Origin of the sequence: Amycolatopsis sp. NPDC059027, assembly GCF_042739735.1 — a bacterium.
GTDB lineage: Bacteria > Actinomycetota > Actinomycetes > Mycobacteriales > Pseudonocardiaceae > Amycolatopsis.
The window spans coordinates 1,448-8,377 of sequence record NZ_JBHYIK010000118.1 but is presented as its reverse complement, the minus strand read 5'-3'; the positions used below and the strand labels follow the sequence as shown (position 1 = coordinate 8,377).

The 6,930-nt window shown below is 70.6% G+C and carries 8 protein-coding genes; 2 read left to right on the top strand and 6 right to left on the bottom strand.

Features of this window, described 5'->3' with window-relative positions; genetic code table 11:
- Window positions 1-62: 62 nt before the first annotated feature.
- Window positions 63-983: an SMP-30/gluconolactonase/LRE family protein gene (locus tag ACFWY9_RS42850; protein WP_378331468.1), complete on the bottom strand. Its 921-nt coding sequence runs from the start codon at window positions 981-983 to the stop codon at window positions 63-65.
- Window positions 984-1,100: 117 nt separating this feature from the next.
- Between ACFWY9_RS42850 and ACFWY9_RS42845 the strand changes: the two genes are divergently transcribed.
- Window positions 1,101-1,331, top strand: a complete 231-nt coding sequence (locus tag ACFWY9_RS42845; RefSeq protein WP_378331469.1) for a hypothetical protein — start codon at window positions 1,101-1,103, stop codon at window positions 1,329-1,331.
- A 13-nt stretch (window positions 1,332-1,344) separates the two neighbouring features.
- On the opposite strand, the gene ACFWY9_RS42840 is transcribed toward ACFWY9_RS42845, so the two are convergent.
- Together ACFWY9_RS42840 and ACFWY9_RS42835 are read right to left on the bottom strand one after the other, a co-directional pair.
- Window positions 1,345-2,940 (bottom strand): multicopper oxidase family protein, encoded by a 1,596-nt coding sequence (locus ACFWY9_RS42840; RefSeq protein WP_378331470.1) that lies wholly within the window; start codon window positions 2,938-2,940, stop codon window positions 1,345-1,347.
- Window positions 2,933-3,349 carry a hypothetical protein gene (locus tag ACFWY9_RS42835; RefSeq protein ID WP_378331471.1) on the bottom strand — a complete coding sequence of 139 codons (417 nt, stop codon included), beginning with the start codon at window positions 3,347-3,349 and terminating at the stop codon, window positions 2,933-2,935. The genes ACFWY9_RS42840 and ACFWY9_RS42835 overlap by 8 nt, the downstream gene beginning before the upstream one ends.
- A gap of 57 nt (window positions 3,350-3,406) precedes the next feature.
- On the opposite strand from ACFWY9_RS42835, the gene ACFWY9_RS42830 reads away from it, so the two are divergent.
- A complete protein-coding gene (locus ACFWY9_RS42830) occupies window positions 3,407-4,327 on the top strand; it encodes a LysR family transcriptional regulator (RefSeq protein ID WP_378341596.1) in 921 nt (306 codons plus the stop codon).
- On the opposite strand, the gene ACFWY9_RS42825 is transcribed toward ACFWY9_RS42830, so the two are convergent.
- The 3 genes from ACFWY9_RS42825 to ACFWY9_RS42815 are packed head-to-tail and all read right to left on the bottom strand — an operon-like array spanning window position 4,318 to window position 6,793.
- Window positions 4,318-4,974 (bottom strand): histidine phosphatase family protein, encoded by a 657-nt coding sequence (locus ACFWY9_RS42825; protein WP_378341595.1) that lies wholly within the window; start codon window positions 4,972-4,974, stop codon window positions 4,318-4,320. The two genes, ACFWY9_RS42830 and ACFWY9_RS42825, sit on opposite strands and share 10 nt — an antisense overlap.
- Window positions 4,974-6,044, bottom strand: coding sequence for a phosphotransferase family protein (locus ACFWY9_RS42820; RefSeq protein ID WP_378331476.1), 1,071 nt, complete (start codon window positions 6,042-6,044; stop codon window positions 4,974-4,976). The genes ACFWY9_RS42825 and ACFWY9_RS42820 overlap by 1 nt, the downstream gene beginning before the upstream one ends.
- On the bottom strand, window positions 6,041-6,793 hold the full coding sequence (locus ACFWY9_RS42815) for an SDR family oxidoreductase (protein WP_378341594.1): 753 nt from the start codon (window positions 6,791-6,793) through the stop codon (window positions 6,041-6,043). The genes ACFWY9_RS42820 and ACFWY9_RS42815 overlap by 4 nt, the downstream gene beginning before the upstream one ends.
- Window positions 6,794-6,930 lie beyond the last annotated feature (137 nt).

Here is a 6,930-nt window from a genome sequence, read left to right as displayed (position 1 = left end):
TATACCCCCCCATCCTGCCCACCCAACGCACTGAAAGCGTCCTTCAGCACCACCGGCACCACTCAGCGGCTGGTGACCGCGATCGCCGGGTCGGCGAGACTGCCGAAGTACAGCTTGCCGTCGCGCTCGCGCACGCCGGTGAGCATGTGGAAGTCCGCGATCTCGCCCCGGAACTCGCGCTCCACCAGACCGTCCGCGGCGACGCCGAGGACACCCACCTCACGCCCCGGCTGCGGCTGAACGGCGTCGGGCAGCGCACGCACGAGCGCGCGCAGCGGAGCGGGAAGCCTGCGGACGACGTCGAGCGCCGCGACGCGGGGGCTGGCCTGGGTCACCCAGATCAGCCCGTCGCTGCCGGTGGAGATGTTGTCCGGGAAACCCGGGAGATCGTCGATCAGCGTGTCCACCTTGCCCGCGCGGGAGCCGTGCAGCCACACCCTGCTGACCCGGAACGCACCGGTCTCGGCGACCGCGACGAACGACTCGTCCGGGGGCAGCGCGACGCCGTTCGCGAACTGGAAGCCGTCGGCGAGCTGGTCGATCTGCCCGTCCGGGGTCCGCCGCAGCAGCCGCCCGCCACCGGTCTGCTCGATGAGGTCGTCCCGCCAGCGCTCGATGCCGAAGCGCCGCGAGGAATCGGTGAAGTACACCGTGCCGTCCGCGGCGACGGCGGCGTTGTTGCAGAAGACGAACTCCAGCCCCGCCGCCGACGTCGCGAGCGTGGTGACGTCCCCGCCGCCGATCGGCACGGTCAGCAGGCCCGCGTGCGCGTCGCAGATCAGCAGTTCGTCCTCGCCGAAGAACTCGATCCCGAGCGGCCGTCCGCCGGTGTCGGCCAGCACGTCGATGCGCCTGCCGTCCGGCGCGACCCGCAGGATCCGGCCGTCCACGACCCCGGTGTAGATCCGGCCCCCGGCGTCGACCACCACGTCCTCGGTGCCGAACCCGTTGACCGGGATCAGCGTCACGTCACCGAACCGCATGCGTACCTCCTGCCACCAGCGGTCACCCGATCGCGTCCGCACGCACGAACGGGCCACGAAAGCATTACACCGCACCGCGACCGTTGCACTCCGGGCCTGTACCACGACCCACCTGATGTGGATGTTCTCCGACGGGCGAAGGCGGACCGGCGCCTCACGATCCACCGCACGTGGGCGGTGCTGCTCACGGTGCTCTCCGCCGCTCTGCTGCTCGTGGTCCCGGCCGTGTGGTGGACGCTCAGCGGCCGCCCCGGCCCCGCGTTCGTCCTGGTGACCGCGGGCGCGCTCGCGACGTGGCTGGTCGCGTTCGTCCGCGCGTGGGTGACCGGGACACGGTTGAAACCCTGACCCGCGAACCGGTTCAGACGATTTCGAGGTTCGCCATCATGCCCATGTCCTCGTGTTCGGCGTTGTGGCAGTGGAAGAGATAGCGGCCGCGATAGCCGTCGAACCGGGTGATGATCTCCGCCGCTTCGCCCGGCCGCAGCGACACGGTGTCCTTGAGTCCCGCGTCGTGCGGGAGCGGCGGCCTGCCACCGCGCGAGAGCACCTGGAAGCCGACCAGGTGCAGGTGGACGGGATGGTGGACGTCGGCGACGAACCGCCACACCTCGACGTCGCCGAGGCCGACGGTGACGTCGGAGCGGGCGGGGTCGAACGGCAGCCCGCCGATCAGCCAGCCGTGCCCGCCGTTCAGCTGCCCGGCGCGGAACGAGAACTCGCGCACCCGGACCGCGTCCGCCCGGTTCCACGTCGGGAGATCGGTCGAGAGGACGGGCGGAACGCGGCTGTCGTCGGCGGCCTTGCGCGCCACCCGGAAGGCCATGACGTCCCGGGTGCGTCCGGAGCCCAGCCGGTTGACGACCTTGACGAGGCTGCCGACCGGGACACTGGAGAAGTCGGCGATCACGTCGTAGCGCTCGGCGGGCGCGATCGGCAGGGACGCGTGGGGCACCGGCGCCGCGAGCAGCCCCTGGTCCGCGCCGATCTGGACGAGATCGAGCCGGCGGCCGTCGTCGAGCACCGCTTCCAGTTCGTAGTGCCGCGCGTTCGAGCCGTTCAGGATCCGCAGCCGGTAGCGGGCCGCGTCGACCTCGTGCACCGGCCACGGAGCGCCATTGACCAGGATGACGTCGCCGAGCACTCCGGCGAGGTAGGACTCCTGAACCCCGGGCTGTCCGCGCAGCGTGGGATCGAGGGCGGGGTAGTCGAGACTTCCGTCCGCGGCGAACGCGCGGTCCGCGATCATCAGGGGCAGTTCCCGCGGCCCCGCGGGCAGCCCGAGCGCGTCCTCGGCGTCGTCACGCACGATGTGCAGGCCCGCGAGACCCCGCCAGATCGCGGGCGCGGTGAAATCCATCCGGTGATCGTGATACCAGAGCAAAGCCGGCCGCTGGTCCATCGGGAACGTGTAGTCCCGGCTCAGTTTCGCCTGCACCGCCCGCGGATCCGACATGCCTGCCATGGCGTGGCCGCCATGGCCGTGGTGTGCGGCGTCCGGCCATCCCGCGGGCAGGACGAGGTCGGTCGGGTACCCGTCGGAGTCCGCCGGGGTCCGGCCGCCGTGCAGGTGCACGACGGTCGGCACCGGCAGCTCGTTGCGATGCGTCACGGTGATCGGCCTGCCCCGGCGCGATTCGATGGTGGGGCCGGGGAAAGTGCCACCGTATGTCCACAGTGGAGTCCGGACGCCCGGCAGGATCTCCGCGCTCGTTTCGCGCTGCGTGACGGCGTACCGGTCGACACCGCCGGAGGTGCTGACCGGCGCCAGCACTGCGGGAATCGGCAACGGCACACTGAACGCGGGCGGCAGCGGCACGGCGCTGCGCAGTTCGGCACCGGTGACCGGCGGGCGGCGCGACAACGCGGCCGCGCCCGACAGCCCGGTGGCCGCCAGCAGCCCGAGTGCCCCGCCGATTTCCAGTACCCGGCGCCTGCTGATCCGGTGGTCACGCATCGGCCCGCACCTCCCGGGCGGGCCGCCGGAAAGGCTGCCGCCACACCGCGATGAACTGGACGACGAGCGCGGCGATGGTGAGTACGCCCAGCGGGAGGTGCAGCCACAGCGCGCCCGCCAGCCCGGCGAAATACTGCGCGGTCTCGGCCGCCACCAGCGCCAGCGTGGTGAGGAACGGCCAGGCCCGGCGCAGCCGGACCCACACCACGGCCGCCACGATCAGCTGCAGGTAGCCGATCGAGGTGACGACGTCGGCACCGGTCGCGTGCCAGCCCAGGCCGTCGTAGTCCCCGCTCAGGTACACCCCGGCGAACACCGGCTGGCCGATGATCCCCACCAGATGCGCGCTGACGACGGCCCGCAATACCCCTCCGCTGACCGCGAAGGCGTCTTCCCCGTTTTGCTTCACCTCTCGAAGCTATGACTACTGGGCTATCCTGTCTAAGATCAATATTGCTATGCCGTTATGACGTCGGAGGCATGGGTCATGGACCTGAACACGCTCAACCAGTTCCGTGTCGTGGCACGGCTGGAGCACCTCAGCCGCGCGGCCGACGAACTCCGCGTCGCCCAGCCTTCGGTGAGCCGCACCATCGCCCGGCTGGAAAACGAACTCGGCACGCCGCTGTTCGATCGCGCGGGACGGCTCCGGCTGAACGACACCGGGAAGCTCTTCCTCGGCTACGTCGAACGCGCCCTCGGCGAACTCGACGCGGGACGGCGAGCCGTCGCCGAAGCCACCAGCGAGGGCTTCGGCACCGTGCGCCTGGCGTCGGAAACCTTTCTCACCCTCACCGGCCCGCTCGCGGCGTACAAGCGGGCCCATCCCGCCATCGAGGTCGAACTCCGCTGGACACCCGCCGAGGACATGGGCCGCCTCCTGCGGGCCAAGGACGTCGACCTCTGCGTTGCCTCACAACCGATCCGCGCCGAGGGACTGGACTCGGCGCCGCTGTTCGAAGAGGCGGTGTGGGTGGCCACCCCGCACGACCATCCGCTGGCGGGCCACGCGTCGGTGAGCGTCGAGGAACTGGCGGGTCAGCCCTTCGTGACCTCCCGCAAGGGACACTGGGTCCGCGGACTCCTCGACCGGCTCTTCGCCGGCCGGGGCCTGACCCCGAAGATCGTCTGCGAGGGCGACGAACACAGCGCCATCGCGAGCCTGATCAGCGCGGGGCTCGGCATCGGCCTCGTCCCCGCCCTCGCCCGGCGCACCGCCACCAACGACGCGGTCGCCTGGATCGCCGTCGACGATCCCGGGTGCCGCCGGACGGTCACGCTGTTCTGGGGCGCCGAGAGTCATCTCTCCAGCGCTGCCAGCCTGATGCGCGCACTGATCACCGGCTGGGACTGGGAAACCGGTGCCCCGCAAGGGAACTACCGGTAGGTCAACAGCTTTGCCGCGTCCGCCTCGAAATGCGGATGTTCGTTGAACGACAACAGCGTCACCCCGCCCCGCCCGGACACGAGCTTGGTGATCCCGGCGTTCACGGTGACCCGGTTGAGCTTGAGCAGCCCGGCTTCCGGGGTACCCATGAGCGCCCCGCAGAGCGTCGCGATCACGCCGCCGGAGGTGAACACCACCGCGTGCTCCCCCTTGCCCAGCGAGGCCACGAGATCGGCGAGCGCGCCCCGGCAGCGGTTCAGGAACGCGGGCCAGGTCTCGGCGCACGGTCCGTCCGCGCCCGCTTCGGTCCACGCGGTGAGCGCGGCGTCCAGCGTCGACTGGTAGGCCCGTGAATCCTCTTGCGGCGCGCCACCGGCGTGATGGCGCGCGATGTCGACGTGGTCGTACTCGTTCCAGCGCGCGTCCTCGGTCACCGCGATGCCCGAGCCGAGCACCTTGAGCGCGGTGGCCGCGGTGTCCCGTTGCCTGGCCAGCGATCCCGAGCGCGCCTGACTGAACTCGACACCGCGCCGCAGCAGTTCCGCACCGGCCACAGTGGACTGTTCGAACCCGAGCGGGGACAACTGGTCGTAGTCCTCGGCGCCGAACGACGCCTGCCCGTGCCGGACGAGGTAGATGGCGCCCACTAGGCCGTTCCCTTCCCGATGATCTCGCGGCAGCGCCAGTCCAGATACCCGGAGAACTGCCAGAGATCCTTGAACGCGGGGTTGTGCGTCTGGCCGTCGTGATAGCGGCGATAGATCTGCTGCAACACCACGGCGAGCCGGAAGAGGCCGTACACCTCGTAGAAGCGCCAGTCCTCGATCTTCAGCCCGGTACGCTCCGCGTAGTGCGCCACGAACTCTTCACGCGTGTACATGCCGGGCAGGTGCGTCGGCTGGCGACGGCTCAGCTTCATCGTGTCGTCGTCATCGGCCTGCACCCAGTACGCGAGCGTGCTGCCGAGTTCCATCAGCGGGTCGCCGAGCGTGGCCATCTCCCAGTCCAGCACGCCGACGATGTCGAGGGTGTCCGGACCGTCGAGCACGAGGTTGTCGAGGCGATAGTCGTTGTGGATGAGGCAGATCTTCACCTCGCCTGGCTGGTTTTCCGCCAGCCAGGCCATCACCGCGGCGAAGTCGGGGACGTTGTCCGTGCGTGACCGGGCGAACCGCTCCGACCAGCCACGAATCTGCCGCTCGACGTACCCCGCGCCCTTGCCGAGGTCGGCGAGCCCCGCGGCATCGACGTCGACAGCGTGCAGTTCGACGAGCCGGTCGACCACCCGGCCGGACAAGTCCCGTGCCCGTTCCGGGCTCAGCTCGAGACCGTCGGGAAGATCGCCGCGCAGGATGAGCCCGTCGAGCTTCTCCATCACGTAGAAGTCGCCGCCGAGCACGGCCGGATCGTCGCCGAAGGCCAGCACCTCGGGCACGTAACCGAACACCGGCTTGAGCGCGCGCTGCACCCGGAACTCGCGGCGCATGTCGTGCGCGGACGCGGCTTTGTGCCCCGCGGGCGGACGCCGCAGGATGAGGTCGCGACCGGGATAGCTCAGCAGATACGTCAGATTCGAGGCCCCGCCGGGGAACTGCCGCACCCGTGGCGGTTCCGCACCGAGCCCGTCGACACGCTCGCTCAGCCACGCGTGCACCGCGGCGGCGTCGAAGGCGTCTTCGGCACGGACCTCGACCGTGGCGTTTCCGGCGCTGCTCACAGGAACTTCTTCAGCAGAGCCTCCGGGGCCAGCCGCACCACGAGGCTGAGCGGCGTCCACGGCCAGCTCGGGACGTACGCCTTCGCGCCTTCCGCCTCGATCGCCTTGACCAGTGCCCGCACCCCGACCTCCGCGCGGGCGACCAGCGGGACGCCATCGTTGCGCGCGGTCATCTCCGACTCGATGAAGCCGGGCTGGATGTCGGTCACCTTGATCGGTGTCCGCCGCAGCTCGATCCGGGTGCCCTCGACGAACGTCGAGATGCCCGCCTTCGACGCCGCGTACGCCGTGAGGTTGCCGGGGAACCCGCGGATCGCGCTGAAGGACGAGATCACCGCGAGGTGCCCGGCCCGCTGCTCGCGGAAGATCCCCACCGCGGCCTCGACCTGGGCGGCCGCGGCGACGAAGTTGGTCTCCAGCGTCGTGCGGTTGGCGTCGAACCGGCCCTTGCCGATCGGCTGTCCCTTCCCGATTCCCGCGTTCACGATCACGCGGTCGAGCGAGCCCAGCTCCGCACGGAACTCCTCGAACACACTGAACACCCGATCATGGTCGTTGACGTCCAGCGGCCGGGTCACGACCTTGATACCGGGGAAGGCGCCCGTCAGCTCCTCGGCCAGCGCGTCGAGCCGCTCGGTCCGCCGCGCGCACAGCGCGAGATTGCGTCCCCGCGCCGCGAACTGGCGTGCCATGCCCTCGCCGAGTCCCGAGCTGGCGCCGGTGATCAGGATGTTCTTCCGCAGAGCCATACGCCGGAGCCTACCGGCAAGTAACAACGGTGTCTTCCCCATCCGGGGAGGAGTGACCGGTGGCCCGGCGCGGGGGGGGGCGCCCGGGCACCCGGGCTCGCCAGGGCGGGCGCACCCGGGGCTAGGGCACGGTCGGG